Genomic DNA, 17,793 nt, shown 5'->3' with positions numbered 1-17,793 from the left:
ACTGCTATAAAATATAACCATGCAAGTTCGTCAGAGTGTCACCTATAGCAGCATTGATTCTAAATCTCTGCACGATTGGATTGTTAAAGCGATCGCTAAAGCGCAGATCGAGGGATCGCCGATTTTATTTAGTTACTCCCAGATCTGGGAGTGCGCGAACCCGCTATTGTTGTTGGCAAGTAAGGCTGAGGTGCAGCAGCCAAAGTTCTATTGGGAACAACCTCACGCCAATTTGATCTTAGCGGCGGCGGGTTCAGTTGCAGAAATATCCGTTCCCAATAATGATAGAAGCGATCGCTTTGATTGCGCCAAAAAATTTATCAAAACCCATTTAGCCAATGCGATCCTTGCCAAAGATCCCAATCTGGGATTAGTCCAATCGGAAATTTCCATCCATGTAGTGGGAGCCTTTTCGTTTTATCACAAGGGTAGTAATTCGGAAAATTGGTTGGATTTAGCACAGACCCATAATTACCCACAGGACTCTTTGCCAGAGACAGAGTTTCCCACCCTACTTTTTTTTATTCCTCGTTGGATGGTGCGGCATAAGGAGCGCACCTGTACCCTAACGCTAAATCATTACATTCAGCCTTGGGATCGCGCCGATGAAGTCCTCGAACGGATAGAAAATATGCGATCGCATTTACAGGAAAGTTCCCATTACGAAGCACCGACAGTTCATGAGGTGAGCAAAATCGTTGAGGTACAGGGGCAACAGATCTGGACGGAGATTGTCGAACGAGCTTTAACTTTGATTCATCAAGGGCATTTTGAAAAGGTCGTCTTGGCTAGGGCGTTGGATGTGTTGGCTGATCGGAATTTCGATCCTTTTCAAGTGCTGCATGTCTTGCGCTGTGAATATCCCGAATGCATTTCCTTTTTGTTGGATTATGGATTGGGCAAAACATTTTTGGGCGCAACCCCTGAAGTGGTATTGCAATTTAAGTCCTACGGCGATCGCTTTTGGTTGCGGAGCGATGCTTTAGCGGGTTCGATCGAGCGGGGCAAGACGGTATCTGAAGATCGAAGGTTGGGCGAGAATCTCCTCAATAGTGAAAAGGATATGCGCGAACACCAATTTGTGATTCGTTCGATCTGCGATCGCTTACAAAGCATGGGCGCAGCGATCGATCCCCAAGTTAATACGGGCTTGCTCAAGCTCTCGAATGTACAGCATTTACACACGCCGATTACTGCCCAAATCAATGATTCGGACTGGCTAATTGCCCTCGATATTTTGCAACAGTTGCACCCAACAGCGGCTGTCGGTGGCGAGCCAAGAGATCGCGCAGTTTGCTTTATGCAGCAATGGGAAGCCTGCGATCGCGGTTGGTATGCAGCTCCAATCGGTTGGCTAAATGGCAATGGAGAAGGTACCTTTGGCGTGGGAATTCGATCGGGATATATTCAAGGCGATCGGGCGAGGATTTTTGCTGGTGCAGGAATTGTCGCAAATTCGCAGGTGGAGAACGAGCAAAGTGAAACTACAATCAAGTTTGCCGCCTTATTAAAGGCATTAGGAGCAATGTAAATTACATTTTAGCTTCGACTCCGCTTAGCCAACCTTAGCTGAGCGGAGTCGAAGCCACAGGTACTTTAATTAATAGCAAGTCTCTTACAGCGCTTTGCGCTCAAATCCAAACCAATAAACTTTTTGAAAGTGTTGCTTTGCAACACTTTCAAAAAGTTTATTGTGGTTCTTTTGATCGAAAATTTGGGTTTGGCGTTTAATTCGCGAAAGTGTTGTCACACTTTCGTGAATTGGTATAAACCCCAAGAATTGACTGGCGGCGCTTCGCGCCGCCAGTCAATTCTTGGGGTTTGATTTGTCCTCAGTCAAGTGACTGTAGCTATAGCTTATGGACTCTTAGCTAACATAAGTTAAAAAAGGGATTTGGGATTGAAGATTATCGCTAAGTTCTTTATTTAAATCAGAATAATTGCGTTTTAATTCCCAAGCACCTGAATCTCCAATAAATGCATCGATTTTCCATTCACCTGAAATCAAATTCTCTTCTTGATTAATTGTTCCGAAATAGTTGATTATGTAGTTATGGGAATAATATTTTTTGGTAAAACTAACGCTACGACCAATCACCTCACCATTGACGATCGCTTCACCTAAACTGCCATCATCTAAAATATTGCCCGTCAAAGAGTTCCCACTTTGGATAAACTCAACCTCAAATCTTGTTGGTAAACCCCATTGCCAATAAGTTCCCAACCAAGCTCCAGATATATTTGCCATTGCTTTTACCTCCATCACACCTCAATTACATAATACCAATTCACTGAAGTGTTGGCTCACTTCAGTGAATTAGAAAACAAACCCAGTAAGGTTTTGAGATTTCCCAAATGGCGTTGCCATTTGGGAAATTGGTATTAAGATATCAAACTGAGAAACTATCCTTGCTCTAACAAACAGATAGAAAAACAGATAGAAAAACGGATAGATTTTATATTGACAATTAAATCATGCAAGGAAAACTGCCTTGCCCCTCAAACAACCTTAACCAAAAAGCCAGAGAATAACCCATAAAAGTCGCTAATATAAAACACAAAAGAATTATATATAGGATATATATTAAGTAATGTATTATTTAAGTTAAATTTAAATTACAAGCATGTCATTTTACTGACATCCAGCGTATTTTACGATATTTTATGTCCATATTGCTTTAAGCTTCCCGTTTCGACCGATTTAGAGGATTAATTTAGAGCATTAAATGGCTTTTTGCATCTAGTTGATATCAGATATATGGGGTATTTAGGGGGAGCTATCTAAGTTTAAAAACAATTTAGAAAACAATAAAACAATATTGATGTCAACAGTCAGTAAAAAACCATGGTTCAGCAAAAAATTCCTCTATTTACCTATACCCAAAAACAACTAGTCGCCATCCTCATTTTAGCGATCGCCTATTATGGCACGGCGGAAATTGCGCGGAACCTTGCCTCTACGCCCCAGTCTGTGACACCAGTCTGGCCTCCCGATGGCCTTGCCGTGGGTGCAGTTCTCCTATTTGGCAACTGGATTGGGTATGGTGTTTTTTTAGGTTCATTTCTTGCTAACTTTTGGGCATTCCGCGATGCCACCAATATTCTATCGATCATCACTTCCAGCATCCCCGTAATCGGAATTGCGATCGGTACAACTTTGGGCACTCTACTAGGAGCTTTTCTACTGCGAAGATCGACAAAATATCGCTATCCCTTAGAAAGGATTACCGATGTATTCAAGTTTCTATTTTTAACTGGCGCGATTGCTCCGATCATCAACGCCACAGTTGGCGTACTTTGCCTAGTATTAAGTAATAAGCTAGCTTGGACGAGCTATAGCTCGGTTTGGTTAACTTGGTGGATTTCTAACATTTCAGGAATTTTTATCGTGACTCCGATTCTACTTAGTTGTGGAAGGTGGCTCCAAACCAATCACTATCCCAACTTGCCGTGGTTATTTATTGAGCCCGATCGCGATATCGACTCACCAATTATGCCGCCCTCGGCAAAGAGACTATGGTTTTTAAGATTCAAGGCGATCGTAGAGCCTTTAATTCTACTAATTTTGGTCGTTCTCATTGGCAAAATTGCCTTTGGCGATGGCTATCATTTGGAGTATCTATTAATCCCCATTTTATTATGGGCTACCTTTCGACTGGGACAGTTTGGGGCAACCCTTTTAACCTTTGTGGTTGCTGCGATCGCTGTGGTTGCCACCGTTAACGGCAAGGGAGCCTTTGCAACACTAGATATCAATCAGTCTTTAATGCAACTGCAATCCTTTATTGGCGTAATTACCTTCACCATTCTCATACTGACCGCAACTATCTCCGAGCGCACAAATGCTGAAATGAAATTGCGCTTAGCCTTTGCAGAATTGGCTCGCAGCAATGAAAATCTGGAATTTCGCGTACAGGAGAGAACAGAAGAGTTGCACAAAAAGAATTCAACGCTAAACCAAACGCTACAGACCCTAAAGCAAACCCAACTACAAATGTTTCAGAGTGAGAAAATGTCGGCTTTGGGGCAGATGGTCGCTGGAATTGCCCATGAAATTAATAATCCAGTTAGTTTTATTCATGGGAATCTATCCCATGTTTCCGAGTATATTCAAGGTTTATTAGCTGCTTTAAAAATTTACCAAAAATACTATCCGCATCCACCCGCTTCCCTCGATACCGAACTAGCCGATCTGGAGTTAGACTTTTTACAGGAGGATCTGAGTAAAATGCTTCAGTCCATGAAAATTGGAACCGATCGCATTCGGGCGATCGTGTTATCCTTACGGAGTTTTTCGCGCTTGGATGAGGCAGAATTAAAAGCAGTAGATATTCATCAAGGCATTGACAGCGCTTTAGTGATTTTGCAACATCGGCTGAACGCCACAGAAAAGCGTCCTGCCATTCAGGTGCTCAAGGATTACGGTACGTTACCTCTAATTGAATGTGATGCAGGCTCTCTCAATCAAGTATTTATGAATCTTTTGACCAATGCGATCGATGCCCTAGAAGCCAGCAATCAAGGCTATTCATTTCCAGAAATTTCTAACAAACCAAACACCATCTGGATTCATTCGCGTCAAATTGATAATAACCAAATCGCGATCGCTATTTCCGACAATGGCATCGGCATTCCCGAAGAAATTCGCTCTAAGATATTCGATCCATTTTTTACCACCAAAACCGTAGGCAAAGGAACTGGTTTGGGGTTGGCGATTAGCTATCAGATTGTGACGGAAAGGCATGGTGGCAAAATTTGGTTTGACTCCAATCAGTCTCAGGGCAGCAAATTCCTCATCCAAATCCCCGTCAAAAACCCAAGATTTTAATTATTTCTAGAGAAACCTATGAAAATGTCTCTCCCAAATGCCCCATACCAATGGTTATTAGTAATCTCCCTATTTTGTGTAACTATCGTTTCAGGTTGCCAATCACCTGAAGAAATCGCTAAGGCAAAGCTTGACAAAGAGCTGGCAGAGAAAAATGCTCAAGCGGAGCAAGCAAAGAAAAAAGCCTTAGACGAGTTGGAATCCCAAAGTGACAAATTTGCCGCTCTTGCGCCACCCGTAAAAGAAGTAGAGCAGCCTTATATTAAAGGGAAAGTGATTTTTGTCTATAAACGAGCCGACAACAAGAGTGAATTTCTGCCAGAAGATCGAGCCGCATTAGGTGAACTCTATGCCAACTCAGTTGCGGAAGTAAAGACGGTTGTCCAGATCAACTGTTTTAATTTTCGGGACGGCGACTATGTCAATGAAAGAACCAATGCCAAAATACCCGCCTTTACTGTGCGCTGTGATGTAGATGTAATTGACAATACTATTCCCGCGGTCATTGTGAGTAAGCAATTTGAGAATAAAAAATTACCTGACAAAACTGTCCTCAAGAAGACTGATAAGGAAATAGTCGCCCAAAGTCCCTATAAAGAAATCCAAACTTTTGTTCGCAATCTTCCCCGCAAGCCATAATCCCGCAAGCCATAATAATTACGCGGAATTGCTCAGAAAAAAACTTGCAAACTTGGCAAAGTCTGTTAATGTTTGACTTGTAAAAATACCTCGGTATTGTGGGTGAGGTTATCCGTGAGTGATATGAAACGTGAAGCAGCTCTACGAGAAGTTTCGGTTCAGGCAGTACCCGTTAATGATGATGACGAACTTGACGCGCTCTTAAAAGACGTAAAGCCTAAAGAAAAAGCGATCGCCAAAGTTGCCAATATGTTGCTAAATAATTTTGAAGATCTCGATCTAGATAGTCTAGATAGTATTGATGCGTTTGCAGACGATTGGTCAGCAGAAACGACCGATCATCAGAATGCCCAGACTAATAATTCCCAGACTAATAATTCCCAGACTAATAATTCCCAGACTAATGCTGCATCTACCGAAAAAGCCGAAAAAGCATTGTTAATAACTGAGTTAATGACTGAGTTAACAACTGAGCGCGATCGCCTCCATACAGAGCTAGAGACTCTAAAAGCACAACATCAGTTTGAATGTGAGTATGTCGATCAGCTAGAACAGGAAATTATTAGCGTTACCAACGATCGCGATCGCCAAATCGCCACGCTCACGAACCAAATTACCCAACTGCAAAATCAAATTTCTCAGCTCCCAGCCTCTGCCCCAATATCCGATGATCGCGATCTCAGCGATCGCTTAGCCGTTCATGTTTTGCAACTTGAGGAAGAATTTCAACATCGTTTAGCCCTAGCCATCGAAATCGAGACTCAGAAAATTACGCAGCAACACCTAAAGGAAATTAGCGACAAAAACGAGTTAATTCATCAACTCCAATGTCAGAACACCGCCCTCGATATCTCCCAGCAAACCCTCACTAAAGAGCTAGAAACTAGCCAATCGCTCCTGAGAGAATCCACCAAAACCATTGAAATTGCTCAGATTAAGTTATCGGAGGTAAAGTCTCAGCGCGATCAATTTGAGGAAGAACTAATTCAACATCTTTCCAATCGCGCCCAATTGCAACAATCCTTGCGGGGACTGGAAAATGAATATGTCAGCGATCTCACTAGAGTCCAAGAATTAGAACAGCAGATCGAAGACCTCCAAAACCAAGTCCTGCAACAAGCATCAAAAACATCGGAGTATGAAGCCGCAATTCAGCATTGGAAAGAGCAGTCCGTTCGCCACCAGCATCACGCCCTACAACTCAGCGGTGCGTTAGATCGTTTACTAGCTGAGAAACCAGCCAAACAGTTAACCCAACACCCCATTGCCGAATCCGAACCCACCTACCGAGGTACGCGATCGCTCGACGCATTTCCCGAAACCGCCCCATTGCGATCGCCTCGTCCAACCTCCAAAGTCGATTTGCCCTCTTTTCTGGTTAGACCTCGCTAAATTCGCTAAATTCGCTAAATTCGTTAAATTATTAGGTATTGTCTTGTTATGCAGATACCTACAATCCCCGCCAACGAAAAAGAGCGCCAAGTTGCCCTTGACCGCTATCAAATCCTCGATACCTTACCAGAACAAGAGTATGACGATTTGACCCAAATTGCTGCCGATATTTGCGGTACGCCGATCGCCTTAATCTCCTTAATCGATCGTGATCGGCAGTGGTTCAAGGCAAAAATTGGGATAGAGACCTCGGAAACCTCCAGAGATCTATCCTTTTGCGGTCATGTCGTTGCCGATAATGCAATTCTCACGGTTCCCGATGCTACCCAAGATAGCCGCTTCGCAGACAATCCCTTAGTCGTCAACGCTCCCCAGATTCGTTTTTATACTGGCATACCACTAAAAACCCCCGATAATTTTACACTGGGCACATTATGTGTCATCGATCTCGAACCCCGCCACCTCACCCCTCTACAGATCGAACGGTTAACCGCTCTGAGCCGTCTTATTATTAGTCAATTGGAATTGAGGCATAGTAATGCCATTCGCAAGACCTCAGAAGCGCAACTATCCAAAGCCTTGATGTTTCAACAAGCGATCTTTAATAGTATTAATTTTGCCGTTATCGCCACCGACTTGCAGGGCACAATTCAATCCTTCAATGCAGGAGCCGAGGCAATGTTGGGATATGCAGCAACGGAAATCCTTGGGGAGAAAGCGACGATTTTCCACGATCGCCATGAAATTAACCAGCGATCGCCACAACTATCCCAACAACTATCAACGGAGTTAAATCAGCCCATAGGTTCAGAATTTGATGTATTAGTCGCCAAGGCAAGATTGGGGCAAGTTATAGAACAGGAATGGACTTATATTCGCAAAAATGGCGATCGCTTTCCTGTTTTAATATCGATTGTCGCCATGCAGAGCGATCACGACGAAATTACAGGATTTCTGATCGTCGCTCAGGATATTACCGAACGCAAAAAAGCCGCAAAGCAGGCAAAAGACATTACCGATGCCTTGGATCGCACGGCGATCGTGGCAATTACCGATGTTCAAGGGACGATTACATTTGTTAACGATAAGTTCTGTGAAATCTCTCAATACGATCGCCACGAACTCATCGGTCAGAATCACCACATGCTCAACTCTGGATATCATCCCCGCGAGTTCTTTAGAGAGATGTGGCAAGAGATTTCGCAAGGGCGCATTTGGCGAGCAGAAATCAAAAATCGTGCTAAAAATGGCTCATTTTACTGGGTTGACACCACAATTGTTCCCTTTCTCAACGATCATGGGAAACCCTATCAGTATCTTGCCATTCGGACGGATATTACTCCCCTCAAAGAGACGGAAAATGAACTAAGAATAGAAGTTAAGGAACGCCTCAAGACTCTTACCGAATTACATAACTTGACCGAAAGATTGGAAACCAGCAACCGAGAATTGCAGGATTTTGCCCATGTTGCCTCCCACGACCTACAGGAGCCGTTACGAAAAGTCCAAGCCTTTGGCGATCGCCTCAAGTCTACCTGTGAAGAATCCCTAAGCGATAAAGGTCAAGACTATCTAGCGAGAATGCTGAATGCCGCAAGTCGCGCCCAAATACTCATTGATGATCTCCTCATCTTTTCTCGCGTGACAACTCAGGCCAAGCCCTTTGAACCCGTAAATTTAAGTGTCATTTTGCAAGAAGTCCTATCCGACCTCGAAATACGCCTTGAAAAAACAGGAGCCATGGTTGAATGCGATCCATTACCTGTTGTCGATGCCGATGCCCTGCAAATGCGCCAGATTTTACAAAACCTATTAAGCAATGCCCTTAAATTCCACAAAGATAGCGTCCAGCCGTTCATTCAAGTGCGATCGCGAATTTATCACAGCGACAATCAAGACTGGTGTGAAGTGAGGATTATCGATAATGGGATTGGCTTTGAGGAGAAATACGTAGAAAGGATTTTCCAAATTTTTCAACGCCTTTACGGACGAAAAGATTATGAAGGAACTGGTATTGGGTTAGCGATCTGTCGTAAAATTGTAGAACGTCATGGCGGTACGATTACAGCTCAAAGTCAGCTCGATCACGGTTCAGTTTTCATTTTTACCATACCTATCCACCAAGCCGTCGGAGCTCGTTAAGATTATGCCCAACAAAGGAACCCCCATCATAATCTTAGTAGCAGAAGATGACGAAGACGATCGCCTGTTGATGCAGGAGGCTTTAGAAGAAAATCGCTTAGCTAACGATCTCTATTTTGTAGGAGATGGCGAAGAATTGATGGACTATCTACTGCACCAAGGTAAATATTGCGATCCCCAAAGTGCCCCTCGACCAAATTTAATCTTGCTAGATTTGAATATGCCGCGCAAGGATGGGCGAGAAGCATTAAAAGAAATCAAGTCCAATCCTAATCTGCGCCAAATTCCCATCGTCGTCTTGACAACATCGAAGGCTGAAGAAGATATTCTGCAAACCTATGATTTAGGAGTGAGTTCATTCATTGCCAAACCTGTGGTCTTTGAGTCAATGGTCAAGATCATGAGAACCTTAGGGACTTACTGGTTTGAGATTGTCGAATTACCCGATAGAGCCTCTAGCATCGATTTGCCAACCAAGAGCCCATAGGGTTCCAGTCGCCCATGGTAAGACTGAAGATAAAACTGAAGATAAGACTGGAGATAAAACTGGAGATAAAACTATGGCTTCAGAAATTTGTCCTATCCTTTTAATTGATGACGATGAGGATGATTATCTTTTAACTCGCGATTTTTTAAGCGAATCCGAACAATTGGAGTTTAAACTCGACTGGAGCAGCAACTATCGAGACGGATTAGCGAAAATTGCCGAGAATCGCCATGCAGCCTATCTATTAGACTATCGACTCGGCAAAGAGAATGGGTTAGAACTAATGCAGGAAGCGATTAGTCGGGGATGCAATAAACCGATCATCCTCCTGACGGGTGTTGGTGATAGTCAGGTCGATCGCCAAGCCATGAGCGCAGGTGCTTCTGACTATTTAATTAAGGGTAAATTCCTCAATCCCCTACTGCTGGAAAGATCGATCCTCCATGCGATCGAACGCAAGCGCCACGAGTTACAGCAGCAACAACTGATGCAAGAGCTGGCATCGGTTAATCAAGAGCTCAAAGACTTCGCCCATATCGTATCGCATGATCTCAAAGCACCTTTACGGGGCATCGCTTCCTTATCTGACTGGATTATTGAAGATTATGCCGATCGCCTTGATGAGGAAGGCAAGAAAGTATTGGGATTAATCGGGGGAAGAGTCCGTCGCATGGGCGAGTTGATTGATGGTGTCTTGCAATATTCCCGCATCGGTCGCCTGCGGGAAGAAAAAATCTCGATTGATCTCCATCAAGTTGTCCTAGGCGTAATTGAATTCATTACACCTCCTGCGGGAATTAAAATCCAAATCGATCGCCAATTACCACAAATACTCGCTGACACCACCAGAATACAGCAATTATTTCAGAATTTAATTGGCAATGCCATTAAATATATGGGCAAGAGTGAGGGAGAAATTCATATTGGGTATTATGAGACAAGGGGTTTTTGGGAATTTTATGTTAGCGATACAGGTATAGGAATTGAGGCGAAATACTTTAATAGGATTTTTCAGATTTTCCAAGCCTTAAATCCCAGCGACCAACCTGAGAGTACGGGAGTCGGTTTAGCGATCGCTAAAAAAATTGTCGAAATCTACGGCGGTCATATTTGGGTAACCTCAAAAATTATGCAAGGAAGCACATTTTACTTTACGCTACCAATATGTAGAAACGATGAACCGTCCCTATCTAAGGCAGACAAGCATGAAAATCTGTGATCCAATTTTGCTAATAGAAGACGACCCGCTAGATATAATGACTTTACAGAGGGGGTTTAGAGATATCAATGCCAAGAATCCCCTTTCTATCTGCTATAACGGTGAAGAAGCCCTAGAATTTTTGTCCCAGCCCAGCAATCCCACCCCCGCCCTCATTATCTCAGATCTACATATGCCGCGCATGAACGGACTGGAGTTTCTGAAGATCGTCAAAAGCAACCCCGAATGGTGCAAAATTCCTGTCGTCATTTTAACAACATCTCAAGAAGAGGAAGATCGCCTTACAGGTTTTCAATTGAGTGTGGCAGGCTATTTTGTCAAACCTTTCAAATATATTAATTTTGTCGAAAAACTACAAATAATCTATCAATATTGGTGTTTAAACGAAGTATCGTCTTTCATACCCTAGCCTCATCACCGATCAAGCCGTCTTCTCCATCAATTACCTGATGCTAAAAAGTCCCTACCATGATTCCCCCATCCCCACATAATTCAGACCAAACTAAGATTTTACTGGTGGAGAACGATCCGATCGATCAACTTGCCTTTACGCGCTATGTCAAAAAATCAGGATTATCCTACGACTATACCATTGCAAGTTCGCTATCCGAAGCCCTTAAACTTCTCAATCAACAGTCCTTTGAAGTTGCGATTTTAGATTATAACTTGGGGGATGGCTTTTCCAATGAGTTATTCCCACTTTTAAGAGAGCTAAATTGCCCATTTATTATTTCGACGGGCAGTGGTGATGAGGAAATTGCCGCCACCTTAATGAACGAGGGGGCTTCTGATTACTTGATCAAAGATCCCGAACGTAACTATCTAAAAGTATTACCAGTAACTGTTAGCAAAACCCTTGCCCGCCAGAAATCGGAACAGCAACTCAGGCTACTCAGTCATGCGATGGAACAGGTCAAGGATAGCGCTTATATTATCGACGAAGAAGGAAAATTATTATTTGTCAATGAAGCGCTCCGATCGCTCTGCAACTTAGGTCAAGAGAATCTCATCGGACAATCAATTGAATCCCTAGGGCAGCCCCAACTCATAGAGCAGATTCTTCCCGTCAATTCCCATCCCCTGCTCCCTGTAGAATACGAGTGGTTTTCAGATGCGGAAATCTCCATCACGAAGCGAGATGGTAGCGAAGCTTCTATGTTGCTATCTCAGTCTTTTATTGAAGATGGGACAAGACGGATTCGCGTGGGTTTGATGCATGATATTACGCTAATAAAGCAAGTGGAGTTATCTTTACTGCTTACTCACGAAAATTTAGAACGTCGTGTGCATGAACGTACTGCTAAATTACAGGCCGCCAACCAATCCTTAGAATTAGAGATCCAAGAACGCAAACAGGCCGAAGCCCTCCTCAAAGCAAGCGAACAACGTTATGCCACCCTTGCTGCCGCCGCCCCCGTGGGGATTTTCCATGCCGATCCCTTAGGCAAATGCACATACGTCAATGAATGCTGGTGTCAAATCGCGGGAATTACTGCCAGCGCGGCGATGGGAGAAGGCTGGGCTCAGGCCTTGCATCCCGAAGATCGAGACAAGGTTGCCGATGAGTGGTATCGCTCTACTCAAGAAAATCGTCCTTTTCACCTTGAATATCGATTTCTGCGATCGGATAGCAGCATTAAATGGGTATTTGGACAATCAAATGCTGAGTTTGATGGGGAAGGTCGGGTTACAGGATATATTGGCACGATTACTGATATTAGCGATCGCAAAAAATCTGAAGCTGACATCTTAAAACTCAATCAAACCCTCGAAGCTAGAGTCGCAATTCGCACTCAAGAACTATTAGAACGTGAATCACAACTAAGGGATTTCTTTGACAATGCCACCGATCTGATCCAGAGTGTAGCCCCTGACGGTAAAATCCTGTTAGTAAATCAGGCTTGGAAAAGAACCTTAGGCTATGACGATCGCGAATTAGAGAATCTATCCATTTTTCAGATCATTCATCCCGATGATTTGTGCCATTGTCAAACAGCCATGAATAACCTTTTTGATGGGAATCAGTGTTTCGGGCTTGAAACTAGATTCTTGGCGAAGGATGGTAGAGTCATCAACGTCGAGGGAAATGTAAATTGTCAGTGGGAGAATGGGGAAGCGATCGCCACAAGGGGTATTTTTAGGGATGTAACCGAGCGCAAAAAAGCGGATAAAGCATTACATGAATCCCAAATATTTCTCCAAACCGTACTCAATACTTTCCCTCTATTTGTATTTTGGAAAGATTGTCAGTCTGTTTACTTAGGCTGCAACCAAAACTTTGCCAATAGTGCGGGACTCGCATCATCTAGCGAAATTATCGGTAAGACCGAGTTCGATCTGCCTTGGAGTCAGACCGAAGCCAAGAAATTTATCGATGACGATCGCCAAGTCATCGACTCAGGCATACCCAAACTCAATATCATTGAGACCCAATATAAGGCAGATGGAGAAGTTGCTTGGGTTGAGACCAATAAAGTGCCTTTACGGAATTTGCAGAATGAAGTGATTGGGGTTTTAGGCATTTATCAAGATATTACCGATCGCAAACTTGCTGAGCAAGCCCTCGCAGAAAGCGAAGCCTTTAACCGCCAACTGATCGAGGAGTTTCCCATTGGACTCGCTAGCTGTAACACAGATGGCAAGCTCATCTATGTTAACAAAGCTTTTGCTGCCATCTTAGGATATAGTGTCGAGGAGATTCTGCAACTCTCCTACTGGGATATCACCCCACCGAAATATGCCGATCTCGAAGCGGAACAATTGCAAAAAATCTATCAAGAAGGGCGCTATGGTCCCTATGAGAAGGAATATATTCATCGAGATGGGCATTTAGTTCCCGTAATTTTAAATGGATTGCTCATTTATCAAAAAGGAGAGATCCTTGTCTGGTCTAGCATCCAAGATATTAGCTGCCTCAAACTCGCCGAATCGGAACTCCAAAGCATGTCGTATCGCTTGGAGCTAGCCATTAAATCAGCTCAGATTGGGATCTGGGAATGGGATCTATCCAGCGATCGCTTAATCTGGGATGCACGGATGCACGAGCTTTATGGTGTCAGCACCTCAGACTTTTCTGGTTCTTTTAAAGACTGGGCCGATAGCCTTCATCCCGATGATTTAGAAGCCAGTATCGCTCGAATCCAACAGGCTGTCAGAGGCGAACGAGATTTTGATATGGAGTTTCGATTGCTGCGCAAAGACGGCAGCATTAGACATATCCAAGCCTATGCCCTTGCCCAGCGAGATGAGCAAGGGCAAGTTCAGCGAATGATTGGTATTAATTACGATATTAGCGATCGCAAACAAGCAGAAGAGCTTCTAGTCAGAACCAATGAAGAGCTATCCCACGCCACGAAACTCAAGGATGAATTCCTTGCCAATATGAGCCATGAGCTAAGAACCCCACTTAACGCGATTTTGGGTATGTCCGAATCTCTTCAGGATGAAATTTTCGGCAAGATCAATAGCGAGCAAACTAGGGCCGTTCAACTAATCGAACGCAGTGGGATCCATCTATTAGAGTTAATTAATGACATTCTTGATGTTTCTAAAATTGAATCGGGACAGGTTACCTTAGATATCGCCCCCTGCAATGTCGCTAACCTATTTCACGCGAGCCTTGCCTTTATTAAACAACAAGCATTAAGAAAATCCATTCAGGTAGAGATCCAAATGCCTCCGCATCTGCCTGACCTCCTCGTAGATGAACGACGTATTCGCCAAGTCTTAATCAATCTGCTCAACAATGCGGTCAAGTTCACTCCCGACGGAGGCAGTCTCACCCTTGAGGTCACAAGGAAGGACAAGATTAACGCTCCTCAAGAATCTCCCCAAAGCTTCCTCCAAATATCTGTAATTGATACGGGTATAGGCATCTCGTCCGAAAACATTAAAAAACTATTTCAACCATTCATTCAAATCGATAGCGCCCTCAATCGGCAATATCAGGGCACGGGTTTGGGGCTCGCCCTAGTCAAACGGGTGGTAGAGCTCCATGGAGGCGTAGTTAGTTTGAGTAGTGAAGTCGGAGTTGGCAGCCGCTTTACCATTGAGCTACCATGTGTGGACGAAAATCGAGACTTGATTGAGCTAAATTCGTTACCAACCAGTACAAAATTTGCTCAAAATCCCTTTAGCTTTTCTGAATCATCTCCCATCCCCTTGATTTTATTAGCGGAAGACAATGAAGCAAATATTATGACTATGGTTAGCTATCTGAGTACAAAAGGCTATCGCTTTGTCACAGCCCATAATGGTGAAGAAGCGATCGCCCTAGCCCAGTCAGAAAAACCAAATTTAATTATCATGGATATCCAAATGCCTGTCATGGATGGATTAGATTCGATCCAGCAAATCCGCCAGATCCCTAGCCTAATGAATACTCCGATCGTGGCTCTAACCGCTTTAGCCATGCCAGAGGATCGCGATCGCTGTATCACCGCAGGTGCAACTGAATATATCCATAAACCTGTTAAGCTAAAGCAGTTGGCAGCCACTATTCATCAACTTTTAGAGCAACCAGTAGATCAACTTTTAGAGCAACCAGTAGAGCAACCAGTAGATAGGCAATGAATCTAGCATCTGTTTTAATCATTGACGACGAAGCGGATAATTTTGATGTGATTGAAACTTTTCTGAGAGATCACAACTATCAATTGCACTATGCGCCTAATGGTCAAGATGCGATCGCTCACCTAGATACATTTAAGCCCGATCTAATCCTTCTAGATGTGATGATGCCAGGAATAGATGGTATTGAGGTCTGTCAAAGGATTAAGGCGATACCGAAGTGGAACAATGTTCCCATCATTATGGTTACAGCCCTTATCTCGAAAGAGGACATTGCCAAATGTTTGAATGCGGGGGCAAATGACTTCATCAGCAAGCCCTTAAACTCGCAAGAGTTTCAAGCGAGAGTGCGATCGATGTTACGGATTAAAGAACAACAGGATCGCCTAGAGCGAGCCAATGCCCTAGTCCATGCCCAACTTGAGGCAAGCTTAGAAGGGGTGATTGCAGCGGACGAACAGGGACGTTTAGTCGCCTACAATCAAAAAATGTGTGAAATATGGGGCGTTAAACCCATCACAATCAAGGCTAATAATGAAAATTTACTGCTGCTTCCGCTCCTCCAAAAATCTCACTTCCCTCAACCCATCACCCAAATCCTAGAGGATACCTACGATTCCCCCGATCGCGTTACCCATGGAGAACTGATCAATGATGGACTGACCTATGAATATTTTAGTAGTTCTGTCACTTCTCCCACTGGCAAGTTTTGGGGATTTGTTTGGCGATTTCGAGACATTACCGATCGCAAACAGTACGAAAACAATCTGCAAAAAGCTAAGGAGGTAGCAGAAGCAGCCCTAAGAGTTAAATCAGAATTCCTAGCTATGATGAGTCATGAAATCCGTACCCCAATTAATGGAGTACTGGGGATGACCGAGCTATTAGCAACGACTACCCTTGATCGAGAACAAAATCGTTTTGTCCAATCAATTCAAACCAGTGGCGAAATACTGCTAACCGTCATTAACGATATTCTGGATTTCTCTAAACTCGAATCCCAGCAGCTTTTGCTAGAAAGTATCCCCCTTGATATTACGCAAATTATTGCCGATACCTGCGCCCTCCTCAGCCAAGCCGCAGAAAGTAAAGGCATCGGATTGCTTTACCACATCGATAGCAAGGCTCCCCCCTATATCCTCGGCGATCCGATCAGGTTGCGCCAAATCCTCCTTAATTTAGCGAACAATGCGGTCAAATTTACGCCTAAAGGAGAAGTAAGACTATCTGTATCCCTCCTGAATGAATCTCAGAATGAATCTCAGAATGAATCTCTCCAGCATGAAAGTAGACTATCCCTACTCTTTGAAGTGCGGGATTCAGGCATCGGACTCTCTCCAGAACAAATCCAAAAACTATTTCAGCCCTTTACCCAAGCTTCGATCGCCACAGCTCGCCAGTATGGGGGCACAGGGCTAGGACTAGCCATTTGTCAAAAACTCGTCCAAATGATGGGCGGCAGAATTTGGGCAGAAAGCTCCCTTGGCAATGGTTCCACCTTCTCTTTTGTGTTACCCATTACGGCGATCGACGCTATGCCGCCAGCGATCGCATCGCCCACAGAAGGACGACAAAGGCTCCGTCAGTCTAAGAGGCTACATAACAACCTGACCACTAAGTTACCGCTCAATATTTTAGTTGCCGAAGATAATTTGATTAATCAAGAGCTAGTCTTAGCAATGTTCAGCAAAATGGGATATACCCCAACCATTGTTAATGATGGCTTAGAAGCATTGGAAGCCCTCAGAAATCATCCCTTTGATATTGTGTTTTTAGATGTCCAAATGCCTCGTTTAAACGGGCTAGAAACGGCTAGTCGGATCGTGCATGAGTGGGCTGAAATATCCAAAAATCAAGTTACTAATTGCCCTCGTCCCACCCTAATCGCCATGACGGCTAGTGCTATGCAAGGCGATCGCGAAATTTGCTTAGCAGCGGGGATGGATGACTATATCAGCAAACCCATCTCCTTTGACACCTTAGAAAGGATGTTGGAATGCTGGGGCAATGTTCCCGAAGAAATGACTCCGCCCCCACCTAGCGCCACGGCAATGGAATTTGACGAACGCGCCCTTCAGGAAATTGAGAAGGTTTCTCTAGCTCTGCCGAAACGAATGATCCATCTATTTTTAAACGAAGAATGTCCAGTTTTATTAAAAAACCTACGTCAAGCCGTATCAGACTCCGATCACGCACAGATAGAATATGCCTCTCACACCCTAAAAGGAATCAGCCGAATGCTTGGGGCTAAAGTATTTTCTGATATTTGTAGTGAATTAGAAATAGCCGCCCATAATCGACAACTGGAAAATAGCGATCGCTTAATGCTCGACATCGATCAATCTTTTCCTTCCGTTGCCTCATATTTAGAGGCTTACCTCGCCAAAAATTCTCCATAAATCATAAATCTCCATAAAAATCAAAAATCTGTGGCGCAAGCTACACTCTCTAGCAAAGGTTTTCAATCTGGGGTTTCAATCTGGATTTTAGTTATAGCAGTCCTATTTCATTTATACC

11 protein-coding genes are annotated in these 17,793 nt (G+C 43.7%); 10 read left to right on the top strand and 1 reads right to left on the bottom strand.

The features are described 5' to 3' along the window. Nucleotides 1–19 precede the first annotated feature (19 nt). Nucleotides 20–1,531 (top strand): isochorismate synthase MenF, encoded by a 1,512-nt coding sequence (locus tag PseudUWO310_RS02590; RefSeq protein WP_142598754.1) that lies wholly within the window; start codon nt 20–22, stop codon nt 1,529–1,531. Between the two features lie 336 nt (nt 1,532–1,867). Here PseudUWO310_RS02590 and PseudUWO310_RS02585 read toward each other — a convergent pair whose 3' ends face one another. After that, nucleotides 1,868–2,248: a hypothetical protein gene (locus PseudUWO310_RS02585; protein WP_142598752.1), complete on the bottom strand. Its 381-nt coding sequence runs from the start codon at nt 2,246–2,248 to the stop codon at nt 1,868–1,870. Between the two features lie 597 nt (nt 2,249–2,845). Here PseudUWO310_RS02585 and PseudUWO310_RS02580 point away from each other — a divergent pair. The 9 genes from PseudUWO310_RS02580 (at nt 2,846) to PseudUWO310_RS02540 (ending at nt 17,675) form a co-directional block, all read left to right on the top strand. Further along, nucleotides 2,846–4,828 carry an MASE1 domain-containing protein gene (locus tag PseudUWO310_RS02580; RefSeq protein ID WP_142598750.1) on the top strand — a complete coding sequence of 661 codons (1,983 nt, stop codon included), beginning with the start codon at nt 2,846–2,848 and terminating at the stop codon, nt 4,826–4,828. Nucleotides 4,829–4,846: 18 nt separating this feature from the next. Then, a complete protein-coding gene (locus PseudUWO310_RS02575) occupies nt 4,847–5,467 on the top strand; it encodes a hypothetical protein (RefSeq protein WP_142598749.1) in 621 nt (206 codons plus the stop codon). 123 nt (nt 5,468–5,590) lie between these two features. Next, a complete protein-coding gene (locus PseudUWO310_RS02570; protein WP_142598747.1) occupies nt 5,591–6,859 on the top strand; it encodes a hypothetical protein in 1,269 nt (422 codons plus the stop codon). 48 nt (nt 6,860–6,907) lie between these two features. Beyond that, entirely contained in the window at nt 6,908–9,001 is a 2,094-nt protein-coding gene (locus tag PseudUWO310_RS02565) for a PAS domain S-box protein (protein WP_142598745.1), read from the top strand. A 4-nt stretch (nt 9,002–9,005) separates the two neighbouring features. After that, complete coding sequence (locus PseudUWO310_RS02560; RefSeq protein WP_142598743.1) at nt 9,006–9,488, top strand: response regulator; 483 nt, start codon at nt 9,006–9,008, stop codon at nt 9,486–9,488. Nucleotides 9,489–9,561: 73 nt separating this feature from the next. Continuing rightward, entirely contained in the window at nt 9,562–10,707 is a 1,146-nt protein-coding gene (locus PseudUWO310_RS02555) for a hybrid sensor histidine kinase/response regulator (protein ID WP_142598741.1), read from the top strand. Further along, entirely contained in the window at nt 10,694–11,116 is a 423-nt protein-coding gene (locus PseudUWO310_RS02550; RefSeq protein WP_142598739.1) for a response regulator, read from the top strand. The genes PseudUWO310_RS02555 and PseudUWO310_RS02550 overlap by 14 nt, the downstream gene beginning before the upstream one ends. A 59-nt stretch (nt 11,117–11,175) precedes the next feature. After that, complete coding sequence (locus tag PseudUWO310_RS02545; protein ID WP_142598738.1) at nt 11,176–15,279, top strand: PAS domain S-box protein; 4,104 nt, start codon at nt 11,176–11,178, stop codon at nt 15,277–15,279. Further along, the gene (locus tag PseudUWO310_RS02540) at nt 15,276–17,675 is read left to right on the top strand and encodes a response regulator (protein WP_142598736.1); all 2,400 of its coding nucleotides are present in this window, start codon (nt 15,276–15,278) and stop codon (nt 17,673–17,675) included. The genes PseudUWO310_RS02545 and PseudUWO310_RS02540 overlap by 4 nt, the downstream gene beginning before the upstream one ends. The last annotated feature ends 118 nt before the right edge of the window (nt 17,676–17,793 follow it).

It is taken from the genome of Pseudanabaena sp. UWO310, assembly GCF_006861605.1.
In the GTDB taxonomy this organism is placed as follows: Bacteria; Cyanobacteriota; Cyanobacteriia; order Pseudanabaenales; family Pseudanabaenaceae; genus Pseudanabaena.
This window is presented reverse-complemented; position numbering and strand designations above follow the sequence as displayed.